Consider the following 25706-nt stretch of genomic DNA (forward strand, 5'->3'; position numbering starts at 1 on the left):
TTAATACAACGGCCTGCTGTTTCAACTCCGGGACCCTTTAACGCGCAGATTAGGGCCCTGGGAGTTTATGCGTGGTTAATAACCCATGAGGCGAGTCGCCAGGCGACCAACGGTAATAGTGGTGGTACTATGCCCCGCTCGAAGTGACTCAACTTCATGATGTATAAAAGATGTTTCGGCACCGCATTCCAAACAGAGCCCCGTCAGCCGCCGTGACCGGTCTTCCCGCAGCGAACCTTCATTGGCTCCATCCGCTATGTACGCCAGCCTAAAGTCACTCATCGCAAGAGCCGTGTCCCGCAGCAATGCCCGCCGCATCGTTCTCGCCCTGTGCCTTTGCTCCTTGCTGGTCAGCCTGTGGGCCTATACCCGTTCCGCACCGTTGCCGTTGTTGATCCCTTTGCTCAACCTGGCCACGTTGCTGGTGGTGGGCGTGCAACAGTGGCGCTCGCGCAAATCGATAAAATTCCAGCCGCAGGAACTGGCCGATCGCTTACTGCAAGTGCAAGAAAACGAACGGCATCGCCTCAGCCGCGAATTGCATGACGACATCGGCCAACTGCTCACTGCCGCCAAGCTGCAAAGCGAATGGCTCAAGCGCCGCTTGCCGCCAGACCTGCAAAGCCAGTGCACGGTGCTGTGCAACACCTTGAATGAAACCCTGGCCAAAGTGCGCGACGTCTCGGCCATTCTCAACCCGAGGCAGCTGGCCAGCCTGGGGTTGGAAGCCAGCCTGCGCGCGCACCTGCTCAAGACCCTGGAAAACACCCCGGTGCACTGGAGCCTGGAATGCCAGCAACGGCTGACCGGCATTCCCGAAGAGATGGCCGTGGCGGCCTTTCGGATCACCCAGGAAGCGGTGACCAACATGCTTCGCCATGCCCAGGCGCACAACCTGCTGGTGCGCCTGCAACGCCTGCCCGAAGGCCTGTCGCTGATGATCTGCGACGACGGCCTGGGCTTCTCGCCTGCCATCAACCCCGGCCTGGAAGGCCAACGGGGCATGGCCGGCATGTCCGAGCGGATAGATCAGTTGGGGGGCACTTTGTCCGTCAACAGCCAACCTGGCAAAGGGACCCGGATCGACGCGCTTTTCCCCTGGGCGCCGCGCGCCCTCGAACGGGCCAGTTCCCCTAAGGTTCTCGAGTGACCTGCAATTTACTTCTGGTGGATGACCACGCACTGATTCGGGCCGGCGTGCGCGCGCTGATCCAGGATATTCCCGGCTACACCGTGATCGGTGAAGCCAGTGATGGCGCGCAGTTACTGGAAAAATTCAGCGCACTGCAGCCGGATATCGTGCTGCTGGACCTGTCGATGAAGCACGTCGGTGGCCTGGACGCATTGCAGCAACTCAAGACGGCCTACCCCAAAAGCAAAGTACTGATCCTGTCGATGCACACCGACCCGGAGCTGATCATGCGGGCGCTGGAGTCCGGCGCCCATGGCTACCTGCTCAAGGACACCACCGCCAACGAGTTGGAACACGCCCTGCTCGCCTTGCGCAACAACGAGCGCTACCTGAGCCCGGCGATTGCCCACACCGTGATCAATCAGGCGCTGATCCGCAGCCAGGGGCCGACGTCCCCCGTCGCCCACAGCCACAATCTCACGGCGCGTCAGCTTGAAATTCTGCGCCTGATCGTGCGCGGCAAATCCACCCGGGAGATCGCCCACGGCCTGGGCCTGAGCATCAAGACCGTGGAGGCGCATCGCTCGCAAATCATGAAGCGCCTGCAGATATTCGACGTAGCGGGCCTGGTGCTATTCGCCGTTCGCGAGCAGATCATCAGCCTGGACGATTAGCGGCGAGTTCAACGGCAGGTGCACACGCAAGGCTTTGGGCAGTGCAGAGAACCGCAGGTCATCGCCTTTTAACGGTTCACCGTCCAGGTTGATGTACAGCCCTTCGGCCACTTTGATCTCGACCCACGGCAGGCGCGCGCGCACAAACATGTTGTCCAGGCCCCAGCCGTCGCTCATCAGCGTCATCAGCGTGCCAACCACCTCCTGAGGTGCCGGCAGAATGCTGATATCCAGCAAGCCATCGTCGGCCAACGCGCCAGGGCACAGCACATGCCCGCCGCCCGCCTGACGACCGTTGCCGATCCCCAGCGCGAGCAGGTCGCCCTTCCAATGGAAGCCCGGCCCTTCCAGCTCGCCATAGGCAGCCTTCAACTCACTGAAACGCGTCAACCCGGTGAACAGGTAGGCCGCGCCGCCGAGGACTTTTTTCAGGTCTTCGGAGGTGTTGGCCGTGACCTGGCTGCCAAACCCGCCAGTGGCCATATTGAGGAACATTTGCCCGCCAGCCTGGCCGAGGTCGATGGCTTTGGGCGGTACGTCCAGCAGCGCCAGCGCATGCGCAGGCTGCAGCGGCACACCGGCGGCGCGGGCAAAATCATTGGCGGTGCCCAACGGCATCAGCACCAGGCTGGCGTCGGTCTCGGCCAGCGCCATGGCTTCGGCCACGTCGCGCAACGTGCCGTCGCCGCCACCGGCGATCAGGTGGGTATAGCCGTCGGCCAGGGCCTCATTGACGATGCGCTGGGCGTCGCCGCCCTCCCAAGTGACCCGCACCGCCAGCTCCCAGCCCTGCTCACGACGGGCCTGCACGGCGGCGCGCACGTCCTCGTTGAGGGCTTGCTTGCCGTGCAGGATCAACAGTGCCTTGGGGGTGGTCATGCGGGGATTCTCCTGGGTTCAAAGGTGCTTGAAGGATGTGGACCTTGGCCGGAGGAAAAAAAGCCATCGGAGACGCAAATTTATTGGCCGCCTGGAAGTTATCCATCGCGTTGCACATCGATACCTTGCCGTTGGGCACAGGTTCTACGGCATCCCATTGCTTGCCGTCGGCAGACAGCGCATGCCGCTGGATTGAACAGTCGGCGCAAATGCTCGCCTGCACTCTCTAATCCGTCCGAGGGCGAGGCACACATGTCAGATGGCATCTATCGAGTGTGCCTGGTGTACCGAGGTGTGCGCATCGCAGGCAAGCCAGCTCCCACAGCAAAGCCTGCCAGCAACGTCGGACAGGTGCAGCAACCTGCGTCAGCTTTTGTGCAACTTACTCATCAATTGCGCTTCAGCCTGGGTCAAGCCACACGACTGCGTCAGCTCATCCACGGTCGCGCCCATGCCCACCAGCTTCGCCGCCTGGGCGAACGACAGGCTCGAAGGGTCGCGTTGTTCGATCTGCGCCAGCTTGTCCGGCAGCGGCCCGAGAATCGCGCGCAGTTCATGCACCTCGTCCCCGACCTTTACCGCAGTCTGCTGGAAGTGATCCACGCGCTTGACCAGGTCAAGAATGCGCCGGTCACGCACGGCATCGCGCTCGGCCTGTTGCTGGGCCAATTCGCGTTGCTGGCGCATATAGCGCAGCAGGAACGCCAAGGTCCCGGCCCACAACAGGGCCAGGACAATCACCGCCGCTTCAAGAAACAATCAGATGTTCTCCAGGTCCTGCCATTCTTCTTCGCTCATCATCTTGTCCAGCTCAACCAGAATCAGCAGTTCGCCGTTCTTGTTGCACACGCCCTGGATGAACTTGGCCGATTCCTCGTTGCCCACGTTCGGCGCGGTTTCGACTTCCGATTGGCGCAGGTAAACCACTTCGGCCACGCTGTCGACCATGATCCCGACCACTTGCTTGTCGGCCTCGATGATGACGATACGCGTGTTGTCGTTAACCTCGGTCGGCACCAGGCCAAAACGCTGGCGGGTGTCGATCACGGTCACCACGTTGCCGCGCAGGTTGATGATGCCCAGCACGTAGCTCGGCGCACCCGGTACCGGCGCGATCTCGGTGTAGCGCAACACTTCCTGCACGCGCATCACGTTGATGCCGTAGGACTCGTTGTCCAGTTTGAAGGTTACCCATTGCAGGATTGGATCATCGACCAAACCTTGTGCGGATGCTGACTTGTTCATTCCTCGGACCCCTTCAAATACCGTTTTCACGGCGTATGTACTTCGCTGACCGCACTTGCATGCGGGCCTTATTGTTCAATCAACTGCGTTTGTTCTGCGGCATCGCTTTTACCGCGCCGCTGGCGATCAACTCAGCCAGCTCGGCGACGTCGAGCAACGCGCACATGTGTTCAATCACGGTGCCGGCCAACCACGGCCGTTGACCCCGGTGGCTGCGCCATTTGATTTCATTGGGGTCCAGGCGCAACGAGCGGCTGACTTGATGCACCGCCAGCCCCCACTCGTAGCCCTGAACAGAAATCACATACTGCAAACCCTGGCGAAAATCATCGCGGTAGCGGTCGGGCATTACCCAGCGCGCGGTGTCCAGCACCTTGAGGTTGCCGGCCTGGCTTGGCAGGATGCCGAGAAACCACTCCGGTTGCCCGAACAGCGGCGTCAGCTCCTGGCCTTCCAGCGAATAGATCGAGCCCAGGCACACCAGCGGCACCGCCAGGGTCAACCCGGCGACATCGAACAACAGGCATTCGAACGGCTCGGAGGCCCACGCCGGGCGGCCATCTCCGGTGACTGGCGGCGGGGTGATGCTCGGCGGCAGATGGACTTCCACCACCGGCTCGACCACCATGGGCGCCACCACCGCTGGCGCAATCGGCTCTATCGGCTCAACCACAGGCACCAGGTGCGCATCGCGGGCTTGTTCTTCGAGCACTGCCAACTGGAACTCATCCAGCGTGCTTTCGGCTTCTACCACCGGTTCAAGCAGCAGAATCGGTTCCGGCAGTTGCTCCGCGGTCGCGTCCTGCAGCAAGGCATCCAGGTAGGATTCCAGCGCCAGTTGCGGCCGGGTCTTAAGTTCAACGGGACGGTTCATCACGCCACCTGCGCCACAAGCTGTTGCGACAGCAAATGCTTGAGCAACGCGCGGTACGCCAGCACGCCACGGCTTTTGCCATCGAACTGCGAAGGCGTCAGGCCCGCGCGGCTGGCGTCGCGCAGGCGCGTGTCGACCGGGATGTAGCCATTCCAGATGGTGTCCGGGTAGGCATCGCGCAAGACCCGCAAGGTGCCAAGGGACGCCTGGGTACGACGGTCGAACAACGTCGGCACGATGCTGAACGGCAGCGCCTGCTTGCGCGAACGGTTAATCATCGCCAGCGTGCTGACCATGCGCTCCAGGCCTTTGACCGCCAGGTGCTCGGTCTGCACCGGGATCACCAACTGCTGGCTGGCCGCCAAGGCGTTAACCATCAGCACGCCCAGCAACGGTGGGCTGTCGATGATCGCGTAGTCGAAGTCTTGCCACAGCTGCGCCAGGGTCTTGGCGATCACCAGGCCCAAACCGCTCTGCCCCGGCGACTGCCGCTCCAGGGTCGCCAGCGCAGTGCTGGACGGCAGCAGGGAAATGCTTTCGTTACTGGTGGGCAGCAGCAATTGCCCCGGCAAGTCGGCGGGCACGCTGCCTTTGTGCAGGAACAGGTCGTAGCAACTGTGTTCCAGCGCATCCGGGTCGTAGCCGAAATAGCTGGTCATCGAGCCATGCGGGTCGAGGTCGACCACGACCACACGCTTGCCCGCCTCGGCCAACAAGCCGGCTAAGGCGATGGAGGTGGTGGTCTTGCCGACTCCACCCTTTTGATTGGCAACTGCCCAGACTCTCATTCGGTTGGTTCCTCCCGGCAGGCGATGGCGCGACCGAGACATTGCATAAGTTATTGAGCCGGTGACGGAGAATTGACGGCGCTCTGACGAACCGACGGCTTAACGGTTGGCGGTGCAGTTTGTGTGCCAGCCCGCTTCAGTGCCGCATCCGGTGTTGCATTGGCTGTGCCGGTGCCGGTCAGGCTGCGGCGTACATCCAGGTTGCGCGACACCACCAGCACCACACGACGGTTGCGCGCGCGGCCTTCGGCAGTGGCGTTATTGGCCACCGGCTGGAATTCACCGTAGCCCACCGACGCCAGCCGGCCAGGGTTCACGCCCTGCATCGCGAGCATGCGCACGATGCTCGCGGCGCGCGCCGAGGACAGTTCCCAGTTGGTCGGGTACTGCGCGGTGGCAATCGGGAAATTGTCGGTAAAGCCTTCCACGTGGATCGGGTTTTCAAACGGTTTGAGGATCGCCGCCACCTTGTCGATGATGGTGAAGGCCTGGTCGCTCGGCATCGCATCGGCGCTGGCGAACAGCAGGCTGGAGTTCAATTCGATTTCCACCCACAACTCGTTGCCGCGCACGGTCATCTGGTTGGATTTGATCAGGTCGCCAAACGCAGCGCTGATGTCGTCGGCAATGCTTTTGAGCGGGTCACTGGTGCCACCGATGCCGGCGGCGGTTTCGTCGCTGTCATTGACCAGCGGCTTGGCCGGGGTCACGGTCTTGGGCCGCTCTTCGCCAATGGGGATCGGCTTGAGGGCACGGTCGGCGTCGTTGAACACGCCGATCAGCGCCTGGGAAATGACTTTGTACTTGCCTTCGTTGATCGAGGAGATGGAGTACATCACCACGAAAAACGCGAACAGCAAGGTAATGAAGTCGGCGTAGGACACCAGCCAGCGTTCATGGTTGACGTGCTCTTCAGGCTCGCGGCGGCGACGGCTCACAAACTCCCTCCTACACAAAGCATGCCCATCAATCCATGAAGCCCTGAAGCTTCAATTCGATGGAGCGCGGGTTCTCACCCTCGGCAATCGACAAGATGCCTTCCAACAACATTTCGCGGTAACGCGACTGGCGCATGGCAATCGACTTGAGCTTGCTCGCCACCGGCAGCAACACCAGGTTGGCACTCGCCACGCCGTAGATGGTGGCGACAAACGCCACGGCAATGCCGCTGCCCAGCTGCGACGGGTCGGCCAGGTTGCCCATCACGTGGATCAAACCCATCACCGCACCGATGATGCCGATGGTCGGCGCGTAGCCGCCCATGCTTTCAAAGACTTTGGCGGCGTTGATGTCGCGGCTTTCCTGGGTGTAGAAATCCACCTCGAGGATGCTGCGGATCGCCTCCGGTTCGGCGCCGTCCACCAGCAATTGCAGGCCTTTGCGCGCGTAGCTGTCGGGCTCGGCATCGGCCACGCCTTCCAGGCCCAGCAGGCCTTCCTTGCGCGCGGTGAGGCTCCAGTTGACCACGCGGTCGATACCGCCTGGCAGGTCGACGCGTGGCGGGAAAATGATCCACACCAGAATCTGCATGGCGCGCTTGAACGAACTCAGGGGCGACTGCAGCAACGCGGCGCCCACGGTGCCGCCGATCACGATCAGTGCCGCCGGGCCGTTGGCCAAGGCGCCAAGGTGGCCGCCTTCAAGGTAGTTGCCGCCGATAATCGCGACAAACGCCATGGTGATGCCAATCAGGCTCAAGACATCCATCAGAGGCAGGCCTCCACCAGATGCTTGCCGATGTCGTCCAGGCTGTAAACGGCGTCGGCCAGGTCAGCCTTGACGATGGCCATGGGCATGCCATAAATCACGCAACTGGCTTCGTCCTGGGCCCAAATGGCGCTGCCGCCCTGCTTGAGCAGGCGTGCGCCTTCACGGCCGTCGGCGCCCATGCCGGTGAGCACCACCGCCAGAACTTTGTCGCCGTAGGACTTGGCCGCCGAGCCGAAGGTGATGTCCACGCACGGCTTGTAGTTGAGGCGCTCGTCCCCCGGCAGGATTTTGATCGCGCCACGGCCATCGACCATCATCTGCTTGCCACCCGGGGCCAGCAGCGCCAGGCCAGGACGCAGGATGTCGCCATCCTCGGCTTCCTTGACGCTGATGCGGCACAGCTTGTCCAGGCGCTCGGCGAACGCTTTGGTAAAAGCCGCGGGCATGTGCTGGATCAGCACGATCGGCGCAGGGAAGTTGGCCGGCAGTTGGGTCAAGACCCGCTGCAAGGCCACCGGGCCGCCGGTAGAGGTGCCGATAGCGACAAGCTTGTAGGCTTTGCGCTTGGGCGCAGGCGAATGCGCGCTCGGTGCAGCGGCGCGCACCGGCGGCGCCGCAGGGCGTGCCACGGGCGCAGGGGCCGGGCGCGCGAATGACGACGTCGGCGCAGCAGGCGCTGCCACCGGCGCCGGCGCCGGCGCACTGAACAAGCTGCGACGGTTACTGCGCGAAATGCTGTGCACCTTCTCGCACAGCATCTGCTTGACCTTCTCGGGGTTGCGCGAGATGTCTTCGAAATTCTTCGGCAGGAAGTCCACGGCACCCGCGTCCAGCGCATCCAGGGTGACCCGGGCGCCTTCGTGCGTCAGCGAGGAGAACATCAACACCGGAGTCGGGCAGCGCTGCATGATGTGCCGAACAGCCGTGATGCCATCCATCATCGGCATCTCGTAGTCCATGGTGATCACGTCCGGCTTCAACGCAATGGCTTGATCAATCGCTTCTTTGCCGTTGGTGGCCGTGCCGACCACCTGAATCGTTGGATCGGCGGAAAGAATTTCCGAGACGCGGCGGCGGAAGAAACCCGAATCGTCCACCACCAGGACCTTGACTGCCATAAACACTCCGTTAGGCGGGGCGGGCATTACCGCCCTGCCCCACCAGAATCAAATACGCCGTGCGGCGTAACGCTTGAGCATGCTCGGAACATCGAGAATCAGCGCGATCCGACCGTCACCGGTGATGGTCGCACCCGACATGCCCGGGGTTCCCTGCAGCATTTTGCCCAAAGGCTTGATGACCACTTCTTCCTGGCCAACCAGTTGATCGACAACAAAGCCGATGCGCTGGGTGCCCACGGACAAGATCACCACATGGCCTTCGCGCTGCTCTTCATGCTTGGCCGAAGCCACCAGCCAGCGCTTGAGGTAGAACAGGGGCAATGCCTTGTCGCGCACGATCACCACTTCCTGGCCGTCCACCACGTTGGTGCGCGACAGGTCGAGGTGGAAGATCTCGTTGACGTTGACCAGCGGGAAGGCGAACGCCTGGTTGCCCAGCATCACCATCAGGGTTGGCATGATCGCCAGGGTCAACGGCACCTTGATGACGATCTTCGAGCCTTGGCCCTTGGTCGAGTAGATATTGATCGAACCATTGAGCTGGCTGATCTTGGTCTTCACCACGTCCATGCCCACGCCACGGCCGGACACGTCGGAAATCTCGGTCTTGGTCGAGAAGCCCGGGGCGAAGATCAGGTTGTAGCACTCGGTGTCGGTCAGGCGGTCGGCGGCGTCCTTGTCCATCACGCCACGCTTGACCGCGATATTGCGCAGAATCGTCGGGTCCATGCCTTTGCCGTCATCGGTGATCGACAGCAGGATATGGTCGCCTTCTTGCTCGGCCGCCAGAATCACCTTGCCATTGCGGGACTTGCCCGCGGCTTCGCGCTCTTCCGGCGTTTCGACGCCGTGGTCGACGGCGTTGCGCACCAAGTGGACCAGCGGGTCGGCCAGGGCCTCGACCAGGTTTTTGTCGAGGTCGGTTTCTTCACCCACCAGTTCCAGGTTGATTTCTTTCTTGAGCTGACGAGCCAGGTCGCGAACCAGGCGTGGGAAGCGGCCGAAGACTTTCTTGATCGGCTGCATCCGCGTTTTCATCACGGCGGTCTGCAAGTCAGCGGTGACCACGTCGAGGTTCGACACGGCCTTTTGCATGGCTTCATCGCCGCTGTTCAGGCCCAGGCGCACCAGACGGTTACGCACCAGCACCAGTTCGCCGACCATGTTCATGATGTCGTCCAGGCGTGCGGTATCAACCCGTACGGTGGTTTCGGCTTCACTGGCAGGCTTCTCGGCCACTGGCGCCGCGGCAGCCCGTGCAGGCGCCGGGGCGGCTGCGGGGGCCGGAGCGGGTTTGGCGGCGGCCGGTGCGGCGGCTTTGGCTGGGGCAGGTTTCGCGGCTACCGGGGTGGCAGTCGCCGCGGCGGCCGGGGCCACTTCGGTGAACTTGCCTTTGCCGTGCAATTCATCCAGCAAGGCTTCGAATTCGTGATCGGAGATCAGCCCGTCGCCAGCCGGTGCTGCCGTGGCAGCAGGTGCGGCGGCGGTGGCCGCGACTTCCGGCAAGGCTTCGGCCGCAAAGGTGCCCTTGCCATGCAACTGGTCGAGCAACGCTTCGAATTCGTCGTCGGTAATGTCGGTGTTGGCAGACGCCGCTGGTGCCTGCGGCGCAGCGGCAGGTGCCACGGCGTCGGCGGCAAACTGGCCCTTGCCATGCAACTGGTCAAGCAGGGACTCGAACTCGGCGTCGGTAATGTCTTCGCTGGTCGGCGCCGCAGGCGCAATGGGCGCTTGCGGTGCTTCAGCTTCGGCCTTCACCGCACTGAGGGAGTTGAGCAACTGCTCGAACTCGCTGTCGGTCACATCCGGCTCAGCCTCGACAGCCGGCTCAGGCGCCGCTGCCACAGGTGCCGCCGACGTGGCCGGTTCTGCCAGGCGTGCCAGGGCCGCCAGCAGTTCCGGCGTGGCCGCAGTGATCGGTGCACGTTCGCGCACTTCGCTGAACATGCCGTTGACCGCATCCAGTGCTTCGAGAATCACGTCCATCAGTTCCGAGTCGACGTGCCGCTCACCCTTGCGCAGGATGTCGAACACGTTCTCGGCGATGTGACAGCACTCCACCAGCTCATGGAGCTGGAGGAAGCCGGCGCCCCCTTTTACAGTGTGAAAACCGCGAAAAATTGCATTGAGCAGGTTCGCATCATCCGGTCGGCTTTCCAGCTCGACCAGTTGCTCGGACAGTTGCTCTAAAATTTCGCCGGCCTCTACAAGGAAATCCTGAAGGATTTCTTCATCGGCGCCGAAGCTCATGTGGGTGCTCCTTAGAAGCCTAAACTGGATAACAGGTCATCTACGTCATCCTGACCTGACATAACGTCTTCACGTTTATCGGCATGAATCTGCGGACCTTCACCCTTGGCGAGATGTTTTTGTGGATCTTTTTCCGAGAGGATCGCTTCGCGGTCATGTTCGATGCCGGCAAAACGGTCTACCTGGCCGGCCATGAGCACCAGTTTGAGCAGGTTGCTTTCCACTTCGGTGACCAATTGGGTCACGCGCTTGATCACCTGACCGGTGAGGTCCTGGTAATCCTGGGCCAGCAGAATGTCATTGAGGTTGCTGGAAACCGTGCGGTTTTCCTGCTCGCTGCGTGACAGAAAAGCGTCAACCCGACGCGCCAACTCACGAAACTCTTCAGCCCCCACTTCACGACGCATGAAGCGGCCCCAGTCAACGCTGAGCGCCTGAGCTTCGGTGGCCATGCCATTGACCAGCGGCGTGGCGTTTTCCACCAGGTCCATGGTGCGGTTGGCCGCCGCCTCAGTCAGCCTGACCACATAGGACAGGCGTTCGGTGGCATCGGTGATTTGCGAAATTTCTTCGGCCTGGGGCATGTGCGGGTCAATCTGAAAATTGACGATCGCACTGTGCAGCTCGCGTGTGAGCTTGCCCACTTCCTGGTACAGGCCGCGGTCACGGGTCTGGTTAAGCTCATGGATTAACTGCACCGCGTCGCCGAACTGGCCTTTTTCAAGGCTTTCGACCAACTGGTGAGCATGCTTTTTCAGGGTCGACTCAAAGTCGCCCTGTGACGTTTCTTTATGCTCCATAGCTCCCCCGTGGCAGCATCAATGACCGATGCGTTCGAAGATTTTTTCGATCTTCTCTTTCAAGGCCAGTGCAGTGAATGGCTTGACCACGTAGCCGTTTACCCCGGCTTGGGCGGCTTCGATGATCTGCTCACGCTTGGCTTCGGCGGTCACCATCAACACAGGCAGGCTGCGCAGTTTTTCATCGGCGCGCACGTGACGCAGCAAGTCGATACCGGTCATGCCCGGCATGTTCCAGTCGGTTACCAGAAAGTCGATGCTCCCGCTGTTGAGGATCGGAATCGCCGTAATGCCGTCATCCGCCTCGACCGTGTTGGTGAACCCAAGGTCACGCAACAGGTTTTTTATGATCCGCCGCATCGTTGAGAAGTCATCAACGATGAGGATTTTCATGTTCTTGTCCAATTCGACCTCCAAGCAGTCTTAAACGCGCCCAGCACCTGGACGCGCCATTTCAATCAACAGGCGCTACACAAAAAGGACTGCCCAGGGCACCACGGTACGAACCCGCGAAGGCATGAAGCCTTCGCGGTAGCGTCTGCAGTGTCCCCACACTGCCTGTCAGCGCGCGCGCCACTCTCCCAATCGCCCCCGCAAGCGGGCTGCGCACTGGCTGTGCAACTGGCTGACACGCGATTCGCTGACCCCCAGGACCTCACCGATTTCCTTGAGGTTCAGCTCTTCGTCGTAGTACAGCGCCAACACCAGTCGCTCACGCTCCGGCAAATTGGCAATCGCTTCCGCCAGCGCACCCTGGAAACGTTCGTCCTCCAGGTCGCGTGACGGTTCGAGATGAGCACTCGCGCCGTCCTCGTGCAGCCCTTCGTGTTCGCCGTCCTGCAACAGGTCGTCGAAACTGAACAGGCGGCTGCCCAAGGTATCGTTCAAAATCCCGTAGTAATCGTCGAGACTCAATTGGAGTTCGGCCGCAACTTCATGATCTTTAGCGTCACGACCGGTTTTTGCTTCAATTGCGCGAATTGCGTCACTGACCATGCGCGTATTGCGGTGTACCGAACGCGGCGCCCAATCCCCTTTACGCACTTCATCGAGCATCGCGCCACGGATACGGATACCCGCATACGTCTCGAAACTCGCGCCTTTGCTCGCGTCGTATTTGGTCGACACTTCGAGCAGACCGATCATGCCGGCCTGGATCAGGTCTTCGACCTGCACGCTGGCCGGCAGGCGTGCCAGCAAGTGATAGGCAATGCGCTTGACCAGGGGCGCATAGCGCTCGATCAATTCGCCCTGGCTGTCACGTGCCGACTTTTTGTAAAGGTTGTAGCCGCTGGATGTCATAGCACCGGTCCTGCGCTCGTCTGATGCACCAATCGCTCGACGAAAAACTCCAGATGCCCCCGAGGGTTGGCGGGCAACGGCCAAGTATCGACCTTCTGGGCAATAGCCTTGAACGCCAGTGCGCACTTCGAACGAGGGAACGCTTCGTAGACCGCACGCTGCTTTTGCACAGCCTTGCGTACACACTCGTCATAGGGAACTGCGCCTACATATTGTAAGGCGACATCCAGGAAGCGATCCGTGACCTTGGTCAACTTGGCGAACAGGTTGCGCCCTTCCTGCGGGCTTTGGGCCATGTTGGCCAGCACGCGGAAGCGGTTCATGCCGTAGTCACGGTTAAGCAGTTTGATCAGCGCATAGGCGTCGGTGATCGAGGTGGGTTCGTCGCAGACCACCAGCAGCACTTCCTGGGCGGCGCGCACGAAGCTGACCACGGACTCGCCGATGCCGGCGGCGGTGTCGATCACCAGCACGTCGAGGTTATCGCCGATATCGCTGAACGCCTGGATCAGGCCGGCGTGCTGCGCCGGGCTCAGGTGCACCATGCTCTGGGTGCCCGAGGCGGCCGGCACGATGCGAATGCCACCGGGGCCTTGCAGCAGCACATCGCGCAGCTCGCAGCGGCCCTCGATCACATCGGCAAGGGTGTGTTTGGGTGTCAGCCCCAGCAGAACGTCGACGTTCGCCAGGCCCAGGTCAGCATCCAGCAGCATGACGCGACGGCCAAGCTCTGCCAGGGCCAGGGACAAATTCACTGACACGTTAGTTTTCCCGACGCCACCTTTGCCGCCGGTCACCGCGATCACCTGTACGGGATGCATGCTGCCCATTTTATTTCTTTACCTTGTCTTGCTTAGACGCAGGCTACATGGCTTGGCCGCGTGAATCGCTTGCAGACCATCGATGTAGATACATTTCATGGTGTTCATCCTGGCCTTAACCGACCCGTTTGGCGGGGTTGTGGTAAAGGTCGGCGAACATATCGGCCATCGCTTCCTCGCTAGGCTCTTCTTGCATTTGCACGCTGACAGCACGGCTGACCAACTGATGACGGCGCGGCAGATGGAGATCATCCGGGATCCGCGGCCCGTCGGTCAGGTAGGCGACCGGTAATTCATGACTGATGGCCAGGCTCAGCACTTCACCCAGGCTCGCGGTTTCATCGAGCTTGGTGAGGATGCAACCGGCCAGGCCGCAACGCTTGTAGCTGTGATATGCAGCGGTAAGAACCTGTTTCTGGCTGGTGGTTGCAAGCACCAGGTAATTTTTTGACTTGATGCCGCGCCCGGCCAGGCTTTCGAGCTGCATGCGCAGCGCCGGGTCACTGGCTTGCAGGCCGGCGGTGTCGATCAGCACCACGCGCTTGCGCAGCAGCGGATCGAGGGCATTGGCCAGCGACTGGCCCGGGTCAACGTGGGTCACTGTCACATTGAGGATGCGGCCCAGGGTCTTGAGCTGCTCCTGGGCGCCAATGCGGTAGCTGTCCATGCTCACCAGCGCGATATTCTGCGCGCCGTACTTGAGCACATAACGCGCTGCCAGCTTGGCCAGGGTGGTGGTCTTGCCCATGCCGGCCGGGCCGACCATGGCAATCACACCGCCCTCTTCCAGGGGTTCGATTTCCGGGGTGACGATCATGCGTGCCAGGTGCGCCAGCAACATGCGCCAGGCCTGGCGTGGTTCTTCAACTTCGGCGGTCAGCGCCAGCAGGTCGCGGGACAACGGGCCAGACAGACCAATGCGTTGCAGGCGACGCCACAGGTTGGCTTGTTGCGGCTTGCTGCCTTGCAACTGGTTCCACGCCAGCGAGCCCAGCTGCACTTCGAGCAGCTCACGCAGGCCGTTGAGTTCAAAGCGCATCGAGTCGAACACGCGCTGGTCGACTGCGGCAGCCGGGGCCGGCGCTGCAGGACGTGGCGGTTCTTTGAAGGTCGGTTCAACCAGCGGCTCGGCAGCGGTCAGCGGCAGGCCGGCGAACAACTGGCGGTTGGTGCTGGCATCGCTGTCGCCACGCATGCTCAATTCAGCCTGGGCCGAGACAATCCGCGAGGCCGTCTTGCGCAGCTCGTCTTCGAGCTCCATGTTCGGCACACGCGGCGCCAGCGCCGAGGGGGTGTAATCCAGGGCAGCCGTCAGCTCGACACCGCCGGCAATACGACGGTTTCCGATAATCGCGGCATCGGCGCCCAGCTCATCACGTACCAGTTTCATGGCCTGACGCATATCGGCGGCGAAAAAACGCTTAACTTGCATAACCCACTACCTCAGCCGTTGGGCCCTACTGTCGCGACAATAGTCACTTGCTTGTTGTCAGGAATTTCCTGATAAGCCAAAACGTGCAAATTCGGCACTGCCAGACGTCCAAACCGCGACAACATCGCGCGGACCGGGCCCGCCACCAGCAGAATCACCGGGTGACCCGCCATTTCCTGGCGCTGCGCGGCTTCAATCAATGAACGCTGCAGTTTTTCCGCCATGCTTGGCTCCAGCAGAACGCCCTCTTCCTGGCCTTGTCCTGCCTTCTGAATACTATTGAGCAATATTTGTTCCAACCTTGGCTCCAAGGTGATCACAGGCAGCTCAGACTCAATCCCTACAATGCTTTGCACGATTGCACGGGACAATCCGACCCGCACCGCCGCCACCAACGCGGCGGTATCTTGACTCTTGGAGGCGTTGTTCGCGATGGCCTCGGCGATGCTGCGAATGTCGCGTACCGGCACCTGTTCAGCGAGCAAGGCCTGCAACACCTTGAGCAATTGCGACAGCGAGAGCACGCCCGGCACCAGTTCTTCGGCCAGCTTTGGCGAGGCTTTGGCCAGCAAACCCATCAATTGCTGGACTTCCTCGTGGCCGATCAACTCGTGGGAGTGCTTGTACAGAATCTGATTGAGGTGCGTGGCGACCACCGTGCTGGCGTCTACCACGGTGTAACCCAGCGATTGCGCCTGGCTGCGCTGGCTGACTTCGATCCACACCGCTTCCAGGCCAAAAGCCGGATCTTTGGCGGTGATGCCGTTGAGCGTGCCGAACACCTGGCCGGGGTTGATCGCCAGTTCGCGGTCGGGGTAAATCTCTGCTTCGGCGAGGATCACGCCCATCAGGGTCAGGCGGTAAGCGCTGGGCGCCAGGTCGAGGTTGTCGCGGATGTGTACGGTGGGCATCAGGAAGCCCAGGTCCTGCGACAGCTTCTTGCGCACGCCCTTGATCCGCGCCAGCAATTGGCCGCCCTGGTTGCGGTCCACCAGCGGAATCAGGCGGTAGCCGACTTCCAGGCCGATCATGTCGATCGGGGTCACGTCATCCCAGCCCAGCTCCTTGGTTTCCTGGGCGCGGGCCGGCGACGGCAGCAGGTCCTGCTGACGGGCGATTTCCTGCTGGGCCTGCACCTTGACCAGGTTTTGCTTGCGCCAGAACAGGTACGCGCCGCCAGCGGCCATGGCCGCCATGCTCAGGAACGAGATATGCGGCATGCCCGGCACGATACCCATGATCGCCATGATGCCGGCGGCCACGGCCAGCGCCTTGGGCGAGGCAAACATCTGGCGGCTGATCTGTTTGCCCATGTCTTCGGAGCCCGAAGCACGGGTCACCATGATCGCGGCGGCTGTGGATAACAACAGTGATGGCAATTGCGCCACTAAACCGTCACCGATGGTCAGCAAGGCGTACACCTTGCCCGCATCGCCGAAGGTCATGCCGTGCTGGAAGATACCGACGGCCATGCCGCCGATCAGGTTGATGAACAGAATCAACAGGCCGGCGATGGCGTCACCGCGCACGAATTTGCTCGCGCCGTCCATGGAACCGTAGAACTCGGCTTCCTGCGCCACTTCCAGACGACGGGCCTTGGCCTGGCCCTGGTCGATCAGGCCGGCGTTGAGGTCGGCGTCGATCGCCATTTGTTTGCCGGGCATCGCGTCGAGGGTAAAGCGCGCGCTCACCTCGGAAATCCGCCCGGCACCCTTGGTCACCACCACGAAGTTGATGATCATCAGGATCGCGAACACCACGATACCGACCACGTAGTTACCGCCGATCACCACTTCACCGAACGCCTGGATCACCTTACCGGCGGCGGCATGGCCGTCCTGGCCGTGGAGCATCACCACCCGCGTGGACGCCACGTTCAGCGCCAGGCGCAGCAGGGTCGCAATCAGCAGGATGGTGGGGAATACCGCGAAATCCAGCGGCCGCAGGGCGTACACGCAGACCAGCAGCACGACGACGGACAGGGCAATGTTGAAGGTGAAAAACACGTCGAGCAGGAACGGCGGCATCGGCAACATCATCATTGCCAGCATCACCAGCAACAACAACGGCACACCCAGGTTGCCCCGCGACAGATCAGTCAGGGTGCCACGGGCCGTGTTGAGCATTTGAGAGCGATCTACCACCGGTATTCCTCGTGTTCCTTGAAGCAAAGTTTTGACGCTGAAGCGCGTCCTGAAGGCGGTATTGCAAGAAGCCTTCCAACTTTTGCTTTGAGGCTCAGATGACCGAACAAGCGACCGCGCCTACCGGGTGTCAATCGATTCAGAAATGTGGGAGCGGGCTTGCTCGCGAAGGCGGTGGTTCAGCTTGAACATTGCTGAATGACACACCGCTTTCGCGAGCAAGCCCGCTCCCACATTTGGATCTGTGTACATCTGCAGCTATCGAGGGAATTTCCGAGACGGTTTTGAGGTTGTCCCTAGGAGACTCGCTTTCTAGTCTTCGTACACCGCTCCCCCACCGTATTCTTCACCCTCGCCGACAGCATCAGCACCCAAAACCTGTGCCTAAAGGATTTCAACGTGCTCAGCCTGCGGCCCTTTCGCCCCCTGAGCGACGTCGAACTTTACTTTTTTACCTTCTTCAAGCGTCTTGAACCCTTCACTGACGATGGCCGAAAAGTGAACGAACACGTCAGACCCGCCCCCATCCTGAGTAATGAAACCAAACCCCTTCTCCGCGTTAAACCACTTCACTGTGCCTGTTGCCATTGCCGCTCTCCTTGGATCGGGTTCCATGACCCGCACGGGTCGCTAGATAATCTTGATATGCGCCGCGAAGACGCCCTTGGGCCGATGGATCCTCGCAAATTGCACCCGCAGGCCCTTTCTCAACCAAACCCCGCACGAACTCTTGAGATCCACGTGCACCGGCTCATCGCCGCCATCCAGTGCAATCAAGCCTTCCCCGGTTTTCCGGCTATAGGATTTGATCGTGCCCGTTACCGCTTCCATTACCGCTCCCCCTGCATCTCTACAACGACCTGTGTGCAGTGTGCTGCCATGGAACCGCGAGCAGGCGGCGCTGGCTACTGTCAGAGTTGACAGGTAGACGGGGTTAACGACGAGTGGTAGCCGATGGCGAACGTATCGTGGCGAGCAGACGTTTTTGTAGCGAGCGGGTTTGCCCCGCGTGGGGCTGCGAAGCGGCCCTGAAACCGGATGCTGCGGTGGGTCCGAGGGAATGCGGTGGCCTATTGGGGCGGCTGCGCAGCCCAGCGCGGGGCAAGCCCGCTCGCCACAAGAAGCCGCTCGCTAACCATTCAGAATCAGGAATCGCGGCGCAAATCCGGCGGGATCGGCAGATCCTTGAGCGGGTCAGGCCGCTTGCCCTTGCCCGCGCGGTATTGGCGGATCTGATAGACATAGGCCAACACCTGCGCCACGGCCAGGTACAAGCCCGCCGGAATTTCCTGGTCGAGGTCGGTGGAGTAGAAGATCGACCGCGCCAATTCCGGCGACTCCAGCAACAGGATGTCGTTGGCCACGGCAATTTCGCGGATTTTCAGCGCCGTAAAGTCGCTGCCCTTGGCCAACAGCATCGGCGCGCCGCCTTTCTCCGGGTCGTACTTGAGGGCTACGGCGTAGTGAGTCGGGTTGGTGATGACGACATCGGCATCCGGCACCGCGGCCATCATCTTGCGTTGGGACATTTCGCGCTGCAGCTGGCGAATGCGCTGCTTGACCTCAGGGCGACCTTCCTGGTCCTTGTGCTCGTCGCGCACTTCCTGCTTGGTCATCAGCAGTTTCTTGTGGCTTTCCCACAGCTGGATCGGCGCATCCACCGCCGCAATGATGATCAGCCCGCAGGCCATCCACAGCGCGCTCCAGCCCACCACCTGCACGCTGTGGATGATCGCCGACTCCAGCGGCTCATGGGCGATGCGCAGCAAGTCGTCGATGTCGGACGACAACACCGTCAGCGCCACAAACAGAATCAGGATGAATTTGGCCAACGCCTTGAGCAGTTCCACCAGCGCCTTGGTGGAAAACATGCGCTTGAGCCCAGGCCCGGGGTTCATGCGGCTGAACTTGGGCGCCATGCTGCCGGCAGCAAACAGCCAGCCACCGAGGGACACCGGCCCGATCAACGCCGCCAGCAACAAGGTGATGAGCACCGGCTGCACCGCCAGAATCGCGATCTTGCCCGAGTGCAGCAGGTACTGGCCCATGGCGCCGGGGCTGAGCAGCACTTCACGCGGCAAGGAGAAGTTGAGCTTCATCAGCTCCATCATGTCCAGCGCCAGCCCGCCGCCGTAAATCAGCAGGCCACCGGAGCCCGCCAGCATCACTGCAAGGGTATTGAGCTCTTTGGAGCGCGCAATCTCACCCTTTTCCCTGGAGTCCTTTTTGCGTTTCTCCGTGGGGTCTTCTGTTTTGTCCTGACCACTCTCGCTCTCGGCCATGGCTCAACGTGCCCGTGCCAGATCACGTAAGAACTGCAGGGCGTCGGTCGCCAGCGGTTGATACTGATTGAGAATGTCGGCCATGCCGATCCAGAAAATCCCCATACCCAGCACCAGGGTCAGCGGGAAACCAATCGAGAAAATGTTCAGTTGCGGCGCCGCGCGCGTCATTACGCCGAACGCGATGTTGACCACCAACAGCGCGGTGATCGCCGGCAACACCAGCAACAGCGACGCGCCCAACACCCAGCTCAGGCGCCCCACCAGTTCCCAGAAGTGACTGACCACCAACCCCGAGCCCACCGGCAAAGTGGTGAAGCTTTCGGTCATGACCTCAAACACCACCAGGTGGCCGTTCATCGCCAGGAACAGCAAGGTCACCAGCATGGTCAGGAATTGCCCGATTACCGCCACCGACACGCCGTTGGTGGGGTCGACCATGGACGCAAAGCCCATGCCCATCTGGATCGAGATGATTTGCCCGGCGATCACAAACGCCTGGAAGAACAATGTCAGCGAAAAGCCCAGCAGCGCGCCAATCAATATCTGCTCGGCAATCAGCAACAACGCACTGAGATCGAGGGCATTCACCGGCGGCATCGGCGGCAGGCCGGGCACGATCACGACGGTAATGGCAAAGGCGAAATACAGGCGGATACGCCGCGGAACCAGGGTGGTGCCGAACACCGGCATGGTCATCAGCACCGCCGTGACGCGGAACATCGGCAAGATGAAAGACGCCACCCAGGTGCTGATCTGGGTGTCGGTCAGTGCCAGCACAGATTGCATGCGGTCAGCCGATCAACTGCGGAATACTGCCGTACAGCTGCAGGATGTATTCCATGAAGGTTTGCACCAGCCACGGGCCGGCGACGATCAAGGTGATCAGCATCACCAGCAACCGCGGGAGGAAGCTCAAGGTTTGTTCGTTGATCTGGGTCGCGGCCTGGAACATCGCCACCAGCAGGCCGACCAACAGGCTCGGCACCACCAGCACGGCGACCATCATGGTGGTCAGCCACAGCGCTTCACGGAACAGGTCGACCGCTACTTCTGGGGTCATGGCGCTACACTCCGCCGAAACTGCTGGCCAGCGTGCCGATAATCAGCGCCCAGCCGTCCACCAGCACAAACAGCATGATCTTGAATGGCAACGAAATAATCAGTGGCGAGAGCATCATCATGCCCATGGCCATCAGCACGCTCGCCACCACCAGGTCGATGATCAGGAACGGGATGAAGATCATGAAGCCAATCTGGAACGCGGTCTTGAGCTCGGAAGTGACAAACGCCGGCACCAGGATGGTCAGCGGCGCCTGATCCGGCGTGGCGATGTCGGTGCGCTTGGACAAGCGCATGAACAGCTCAAGGTCGCTGGAGCGGGTTTGCGACAGCATGAAGTCCTTGATCGGGCCCTGGGCCTTGTCGATCGCATCCTGGGCGCTGAGTTTTTCCGCCAGATAGGGTTGCAGGGCTTGCTGGTTCACCTTGTCGAACACCGGCGCCATGATGAACAGCGTCAAAAACAAGGCCATGCCGGTGAGGATCTGGTTCGACGGCGTCTGCTGCAGGCCCAGGGCCTGACGCAAAATCGAAAAGACGATGATGATCCGCGTAAAGCTGGTCATCAGCATGACAAACGCCGGGATAAAACTCAGCGCAGTCATGATCAGCAGGATCTGCAGGCTGACCGAGTATTCCTGAGCGCCGGCGGCGTTGGTGCCCAGCGTGATTGCCGGGATCGACAACGGGTCGGCCGCAAACGCCAGTGGCGCGGCCAGCAACAGCATGAGCGTCAATAAAACGCGCATTACTTCTTATCCTTCTGATCCTTGCCCAGCAACTCCATCAGGCGCTGGGCGAATTCTGGCGTGGCGGCCTCGGTCTTGGCCACTTCCACCGGCGACTTGAGCACATGCAACGGGGTGATACGGCCAGGCGTGATGCCGAGCAGAATCTGCTCTTCGCCGACTTGCACCAGCACCAGACGATCACGCGGGCCGAGGGCGCGCGAGCCGATCATCTCGATGACCTGGCCATTGCCCGGGCCGATACGCTGCACGCGGCGCATCAACCAGGCCAGCACGAAAATCAGACCGACCACCAGCAACAGGCCCAGCACCAACTGGGTCAATTGCCCGCCGATGCCGCTGCTGACCACGGGGGCCGCAGCCGCCGCTTGAGCAACCGGCTCAGCCGCCAGGGCGCTCAATGGCAGCGCCAGAAACAGTCCCGCCATCGAATACTTCATATCAGCGCAACTTCTTGATGCGTTCGCTTGGGCTGATCACGTCCGTCAGGCGGATGCCGAACTTCTCGTTGACCACCACCACTTCGCCGTGGGCGATCAGGGTGCCGTTGACCAGCACGTCCAGCGGCTCACCGGCCAGGCGGTCAAGTTCGATCACTGAACCCTGGTTGAGCTGCAACAGGTTGCGGATGTTGATTTCGGTGCTGCCCACTTCCATGGAAATCGACACCGGGATGTCGAGGATCACATCCAGGTTCGGACCGTCGAGGGTCACCGGGTCGTTGTTCTTCGGCACGCTGCCGAATTCTTCCATTGGCAGGCGCTTGCCGGCCGGCGCGGTGGCAGCGTCGGCGGCCAGCAGCGCGTCGATATCGTCCTGGCCGACATCGCCGGTTTCTTCCAGCGCTGCAGCCCACTCGTCAGCCAGGGCCTGGTCTTCGGCGGAAGTGTTTTCGTGTTCGGTAGCCATTACATGTCCTCGGCGAAGCAAAAATAATTGTTGATCAGCGGCGGTTGATCGGTTCGATCACTTGCAACGCCAGGTTGCCTTTGTGCGAACCCAGCTTGACCTTGAACGACGGCACGCCGTTGGCACGCATGATCAGTTCTTCCGGCAATTCCACGGGAATCACGTCCCCCGGCTGCATGTGCAAAATATCCCGCAGACGTAGCTGGCGACGGGCCACAGTGGCGCTCAGAGGTACGTCGACGTCGAGCAGGTCTTCGCGCAGGGCCTTGACCCAACGCTCGTCCTGGTCGTCCAGGTCGGACTGGAAACCGGCATCGAGCATTTCGCGCACCGGCTCGATCATCGAGTACGGCATGGTCACGTGCAGGTCGCCGCCGCCGCCATCGAGTTCGATGTGGAAGGTGGAGACCACAATGGCTTCGCTGGGGCCGACGATGTTGGCCATGGCCGGGTTCACTTCCGAGTTGATGTACTCGAAGTTGACTTCCATGATCGCCTGCCAGGCTTCCTTCAAGTCGATGAAGGCTTGCTCGAGCACCATGCGCACTACACGCAATTCGGTCGGGGTGAATTCACGGCCTTCGATCTTGGCGTGACGGCCGTCGCCGCCGAAGAAGTTGTCCACCAGCTTGAACACCAGCTTGGCGTCGAGGATGAACAACGCGGTGCCGCGCAACGGCTTGATCTTGACCAGGTTGAGGCTGGTGGGCACGTACAGCGAGTGCACGTACTCGCCGAACTTCATCACCTGCACGCCGCCCACCGCCACGTCCGCCGAACGGCGCAGCATGTTGAACATGCTGATACGGGTGTAGCGGGCGAAACGTTCGTTGATCATTTCCAGCGTCGGCATGCGTCCACGGACGATGCGATCCTGGCTGGTGAGGTCATAACTTTTGACGCTGCCGGGTTCGGCAGCCATTTCGGTCTGTACCAGACCATCGTCAACGCCATGCAACAGCGCATCGATTTCATCCTGGGACAGCAGGTCTTGCACGGCCATGTCGTGATCCTACTGCAATACGAAGTTAGTGAAGAGCGCCTGCTCGACCACGACTTTGCCGAGCTCTTTCTGGGCCACTTCCTGCACGCTGGCAGTGACCTTCTGGCGCAGCATTTCCTGGCCGACCGGGGTCGCCAGGCTGTCGAAGCTCTGCCCGGAGAACAGCATCACCAGGTTGTTGCGGATCACCGGCATGTGCACTTTGAGCGCATCCAGGTCCGCCTGGTTACGCGCCAGCAAGGTGATGCTCACCTGCAGGTAGCGTTGACGGCCGTTCTGATTGAAGTTGGCAACAAAGGCCGGCAGCATCGGTTCGAAGATTGCCGGTTGCTTGACGTTACTGGCGGTTTCGGCGGCGGGTGCCGGCTTGCTTGCACTGCTGTGCATGATGAACCAGGTGCCGCCAATCGAGGCGCCGATGGCCAGGAGCAGGCCCAGCACGATCAGCAGGATCAGCTTGAGCTTGCCTTTGCCTGCGGGGGGAGTTGCTGCGTCGTCGCTCTTCGCCATGCCAATAATCCGTCACTATTCTGGGATTCATAGATCTACGGAAAGGCAAGAGCAAGTGTTATGCCAGAGTTGTCAGCTAACCCGGTAAGCGCGAACACCCCATATCAAATGTGGGAGCTGGCTTGCCTGCGATGGCGGTGGCTCAGCTCACATCTGTGTGACTGATACACCACCATCGCAGGCAAGCCAGCTCCCACATTAGTCGGGTTCCAACAGGGGTCAGGCGTAGTAATCAACGGCGCTGGAGCCGATCACTGTCTGGGTCACTGGCGCGACCGCTGCCGCCACCTCAGCGTGATCACCGGCATCCCCGCCATCACCCCGCCCGCCGCTGCCACTCACGCCGCGCGCCTGGTTCTGCTGCTGTTGATCCTGGCCCTGTCCCTGCCACCCACGCGACTGATCCGAGACGTTGACGTCGACCTGCCCCATGCCTTGCTGGGCAAACATCTCGCGCAGACGGCCGGACTGGCTTTCCAGTGCTTCACGCACCACGGCGTGACCGCTCATGAACGTGACTTGGGCCTGCTGGTCCGCGGTCATGTTGACCTTGATGTCCAGGCGCCCCAACTCTGCCGGCTGCAATTGAATTTCTGCCGACTTGAGGTTGGCACTGGACAGGTACATCACGCGGTTAACCACCTCCTCGGTCCAGCCGCTCTGGTGCATGGCCAGCGGCGCATTCGCAACCGGTGGCAAGGCATTCGCGGTTTTCGGCGTGGCGGCCTGGGTCAGTGCAGCGAGGCGGTTGGCGAAATCATCCACGCGGGTGTCGCTGCTGGCGTCTTTCAAATCCTTGAGGCCACCTTCGATCAGCCCGCTGAAGGCTTTGTCGCCGCCCTGGTCGGTGCTGTCCTTGGTGGCTTGCTGATCGACCATAGTCGCCAGGCCCGCAGCAAAGCTCTGCGCAGCGGTCGGCTGATCCTGCGTGGTGGTCGGTGCGGTTTTCTGCGGCGTCTGGCTACTGGCCGAGACGTGACCGCCCTGCTCCATCGCCAGGCGCACGGCAGGCATCGCGTCCAGCGGATCCGCCTCCGGGTCGAAAGCCGGCTGTTTGGCGTCATCGGTGGCTGCCACAGCGGGCGTGACGACTGGCTGGGCCTTGTCGTCCTTGGCGGCTACAGGTGCCGGCGTTTCCACCGGCACCGGCACCGGCACGGGGACCGGTGTGACCGCGGCAACCACTGCCGGGTCAACCACGGGATCAACCGGAGGCTGCTGCGCCACCGCCGGGTCGGCGGTTTTGTCGTCTTCATTGCTGGCGCTGTCGTCGGATTTGGCCGGCGGCTTGGCAGGCAAGGGATTGCCGCTATCGGCAACGGCCGGCTTGCTGGCGGCAGGCTTATCGTTGCCTGCAGCCGGCCTGGATGGGGTGTCCGAGGGCTTGTCACGCGTGACTTTGGCCGGGGCATCGTCGCTCTTGAGCGTCGGTTTCGGGCTTTGGTTTGCAAACACTTGCGCGAAGCCAGGGCCCTTGCCTCGTGGGTCCGCAGCCGCTACCGAGGGGGTGGCAGCCGGCGCTTGAGGCTTGGCCGCAGCGGCAGCCTGAAGAAGCGAATTGGGGGCGACTGGCATAGGTAAGGGTCTCCACTGCACTGGGATCGGGGATGCAGTAACCAGAGGTAGAGCAAGAGTTGGGCCAGGTTTACCTCGAACCCTCAATCACAGCTGAAAACGCTGACGCTCGTGTTCGTACAAAGGCCGAACCAGCGCGAACTCCTGGTCGATTTCGTCTACCAGTTCATCCAGGTCCACGCGTGTCAGTTGCGCAGAGCCGTCTTCGAGCCGGCGGCAAAGTTCTGCCAACCGCACCGCCCCCAGGTTACCGCTGCTGCCCTTGAAGCTATGCGCGATCCGTCCCAGCGCCTTGGCATCGTCGCGAGCCTTGCGCAACGCTTCGACACGCTTCTGCGAATCGTCAAGGAAGGTATCCAGCAGTTTCGGGTACTCGCCTTCCATCACTTCCTGCAAACCCGACAACACATCGGGGTCCAGATGAATCTCAGCCACTTGTTCGCT

General features: G+C 61.4%; 29 protein-coding genes. 2 read left to right on the forward strand and 27 right to left on the reverse strand.

The window, feature by feature from the left end; all coding sequences use genetic code 11:
* The first annotated feature begins 256 nt into the window (after positions 1–256).
* Both C4J83_RS21520 and C4J83_RS21525 read left to right on the forward strand, forming a co-directional pair.
* A complete protein-coding gene (locus C4J83_RS21520; RefSeq protein WP_106576482.1) occupies positions 257–1150 on the forward strand; it encodes a sensor histidine kinase in 894 nt (297 codons plus the stop codon).
* Positions 1147–1806, forward strand: a complete 660-nt coding sequence (locus C4J83_RS21525; protein WP_106576481.1) for a response regulator transcription factor — start codon at positions 1147–1149, stop codon at positions 1804–1806. The genes C4J83_RS21520 and C4J83_RS21525 overlap by 4 nt, the downstream gene beginning before the upstream one ends.
* On the opposite strand, the gene yegS is transcribed toward C4J83_RS21525, so the two are convergent.
* The 27 genes from yegS to C4J83_RS21660 all read right to left on the reverse strand — a co-directional run bounded on the left by yegS (position 1765) and on the right by C4J83_RS21660 (position 25697).
* Positions 1765–2685 (reverse strand): lipid kinase YegS, encoded by a 921-nt coding sequence (yegS, locus tag C4J83_RS21530; protein WP_119742318.1) that lies wholly within the window; start codon positions 2683–2685, stop codon positions 1765–1767. The two genes, C4J83_RS21525 and yegS, sit on opposite strands and share 42 nt — an antisense overlap.
* 366 nt (positions 2686–3051) lie before the next feature.
* Complete coding sequence (locus C4J83_RS21535) at positions 3052–3444, reverse strand: DUF2802 domain-containing protein (RefSeq protein ID WP_106576478.1); 393 nt, start codon at positions 3442–3444, stop codon at positions 3052–3054.
* On the reverse strand, positions 3445–3930 hold the full coding sequence (locus C4J83_RS21540; protein WP_106576477.1) for a chemotaxis protein CheW: 486 nt from the start codon (positions 3928–3930) through the stop codon (positions 3445–3447).
* Positions 3931–4009: 79 nt separating this feature from the next.
* The gene (locus tag C4J83_RS21545; RefSeq protein WP_124418160.1) at positions 4010–4804 is read right to left on the reverse strand and encodes a CheW domain-containing protein; all 795 of its coding nucleotides are present in this window, start codon (positions 4802–4804) and stop codon (positions 4010–4012) included.
* A complete protein-coding gene (locus tag C4J83_RS21550; RefSeq protein WP_014719332.1) occupies positions 4804–5592 on the reverse strand; it encodes a ParA family protein in 789 nt (262 codons plus the stop codon). Before C4J83_RS21550 ends, C4J83_RS21545 begins: the two co-directional genes overlap by 1 nt.
* A 50-nt stretch (positions 5593–5642) precedes the next feature.
* Positions 5643–6530 (reverse strand): flagellar motor protein MotD, encoded by an 888-nt coding sequence (gene motD, locus C4J83_RS21555; RefSeq protein ID WP_106576474.1) that lies wholly within the window; start codon positions 6528–6530, stop codon positions 5643–5645.
* A 28-nt stretch (positions 6531–6558) separates the two neighbouring features.
* Positions 6559–7299, reverse strand: coding sequence for a flagellar motor protein (locus tag C4J83_RS21560; RefSeq protein WP_005790033.1), 741 nt, complete (start codon positions 7297–7299; stop codon positions 6559–6561).
* On the reverse strand, positions 7299–8420 hold the full coding sequence (locus C4J83_RS21565) for a protein-glutamate methylesterase/protein-glutamine glutaminase (protein ID WP_106576473.1): 1122 nt from the start codon (positions 8418–8420) through the stop codon (positions 7299–7301). Before C4J83_RS21565 ends, C4J83_RS21560 begins: the two co-directional genes overlap by 1 nt.
* Before the next feature lie 48 nt (positions 8421–8468).
* A complete protein-coding gene (locus C4J83_RS21570) occupies positions 8469–10673 on the reverse strand; it encodes a chemotaxis protein CheA (protein ID WP_124418161.1) in 2205 nt (734 codons plus the stop codon).
* Positions 10674–10684: 11 nt separating this feature from the next.
* Positions 10685–11473, reverse strand: a complete 789-nt coding sequence (locus tag C4J83_RS21575; RefSeq protein WP_106576471.1) for a protein phosphatase CheZ — start codon at positions 11471–11473, stop codon at positions 10685–10687.
* 18 nt (positions 11474–11491) lie between these two features.
* Positions 11492–11866, reverse strand: coding sequence for a chemotaxis response regulator CheY (locus tag C4J83_RS21580; RefSeq protein WP_005790040.1), 375 nt, complete (start codon positions 11864–11866; stop codon positions 11492–11494).
* 168 nt (positions 11867–12034) lie between these two features.
* Positions 12035–12775 carry an RNA polymerase sigma factor FliA gene (gene fliA, locus C4J83_RS21585; protein ID WP_016973417.1) on the reverse strand — a complete coding sequence of 247 codons (741 nt, stop codon included), beginning with the start codon at positions 12773–12775 and terminating at the stop codon, positions 12035–12037.
* A complete protein-coding gene (gene fleN / locus C4J83_RS21590) occupies positions 12772–13605 on the reverse strand; it encodes a flagellar synthesis regulator FleN (protein ID WP_003192912.1) in 834 nt (277 codons plus the stop codon). The genes fliA and fleN overlap by 4 nt, the downstream gene beginning before the upstream one ends.
* A 106-nt stretch (positions 13606–13711) precedes the next feature.
* Positions 13712–15028 carry a flagellar biosynthesis GTPase FlhF gene (gene flhF / locus C4J83_RS21595; RefSeq protein WP_106576470.1) on the reverse strand — a complete coding sequence of 439 codons (1317 nt, stop codon included), beginning with the start codon at positions 15026–15028 and terminating at the stop codon, positions 13712–13714.
* 11 nt (positions 15029–15039) lie between these two features.
* Positions 15040–17154 (reverse strand): flagellar biosynthesis protein FlhA, encoded by a 2115-nt coding sequence (gene flhA / locus C4J83_RS21600; protein WP_124418907.1) that lies wholly within the window; start codon positions 17152–17154, stop codon positions 15040–15042.
* 402 nt (positions 17155–17556) lie between these two features.
* Complete coding sequence (locus C4J83_RS21605) at positions 17557–17760, reverse strand: cold-shock protein (protein ID WP_124418162.1); 204 nt, start codon at positions 17758–17760, stop codon at positions 17557–17559.
* Positions 17761–17802: 42 nt separating this feature from the next.
* Positions 17803–18003 carry a S1 domain-containing protein gene (locus C4J83_RS21610; RefSeq protein ID WP_124418163.1) on the reverse strand — a complete coding sequence of 67 codons (201 nt, stop codon included), beginning with the start codon at positions 18001–18003 and terminating at the stop codon, positions 17803–17805.
* A gap of 314 nt (positions 18004–18317) precedes the next feature.
* On the reverse strand, positions 18318–19454 hold the full coding sequence (gene flhB, locus C4J83_RS21615; RefSeq protein WP_106576466.1) for a flagellar biosynthesis protein FlhB: 1137 nt from the start codon (positions 19452–19454) through the stop codon (positions 18318–18320).
* A 3-nt stretch (positions 19455–19457) separates the two neighbouring features.
* Positions 19458–20243 (reverse strand): flagellar biosynthetic protein FliR, encoded by a 786-nt coding sequence (fliR, locus tag C4J83_RS21620; RefSeq protein WP_064453451.1) that lies wholly within the window; start codon positions 20241–20243, stop codon positions 19458–19460.
* 4 nt (positions 20244–20247) lie between these two features.
* Positions 20248–20517 carry a flagellar biosynthesis protein FliQ gene (gene fliQ, locus C4J83_RS21625; protein ID WP_003214552.1) on the reverse strand — a complete coding sequence of 90 codons (270 nt, stop codon included), beginning with the start codon at positions 20515–20517 and terminating at the stop codon, positions 20248–20250.
* 4 nt (positions 20518–20521) lie between these two features.
* The gene (gene fliP / locus C4J83_RS21630; protein WP_106576465.1) at positions 20522–21265 is read right to left on the reverse strand and encodes a flagellar type III secretion system pore protein FliP; all 744 of its coding nucleotides are present in this window, start codon (positions 21263–21265) and stop codon (positions 20522–20524) included.
* The gene (fliO, locus tag C4J83_RS21635; protein ID WP_106576464.1) at positions 21265–21705 is read right to left on the reverse strand and encodes a flagellar biosynthetic protein FliO; all 441 of its coding nucleotides are present in this window, start codon (positions 21703–21705) and stop codon (positions 21265–21267) included. Before fliO ends, fliP begins: the two co-directional genes overlap by 1 nt.
* A 1-nt stretch (position 21706) precedes the next feature.
* A complete protein-coding gene (gene fliN / locus C4J83_RS21640) occupies positions 21707–22174 on the reverse strand; it encodes a flagellar motor switch protein FliN (RefSeq protein WP_057700902.1) in 468 nt (155 codons plus the stop codon).
* A 34-nt stretch (positions 22175–22208) separates the two neighbouring features.
* Entirely contained in the window at positions 22209–23177 is a 969-nt protein-coding gene (gene fliM / locus C4J83_RS21645) for a flagellar motor switch protein FliM (RefSeq protein WP_010166091.1), read from the reverse strand.
* A 9-nt stretch (positions 23178–23186) separates the two neighbouring features.
* Positions 23187–23687, reverse strand: a complete 501-nt coding sequence (fliL, locus tag C4J83_RS21650; RefSeq protein ID WP_106576463.1) for a flagellar basal body-associated protein FliL — start codon at positions 23685–23687, stop codon at positions 23187–23189.
* Between the two features lie 219 nt (positions 23688–23906).
* A complete protein-coding gene (locus C4J83_RS21655; RefSeq protein ID WP_124418164.1) occupies positions 23907–25262 on the reverse strand; it encodes a flagellar hook-length control protein FliK in 1356 nt (451 codons plus the stop codon).
* Positions 25263–25349: 87 nt separating this feature from the next.
* Positions 25350–25697 carry an Hpt domain-containing protein gene (locus tag C4J83_RS21660; RefSeq protein WP_106576461.1) on the reverse strand — a complete coding sequence of 116 codons (348 nt, stop codon included), beginning with the start codon at positions 25695–25697 and terminating at the stop codon, positions 25350–25352.
* Between the last annotated feature and the right edge of the window lie 9 nt (positions 25698–25706).

This window comes from Pseudomonas sp. LBUM920 (genome assembly GCF_003852315.1).
In the GTDB taxonomy this organism is placed as follows: Bacteria; Pseudomonadota; Gammaproteobacteria; order Pseudomonadales; family Pseudomonadaceae; genus Aquipseudomonas.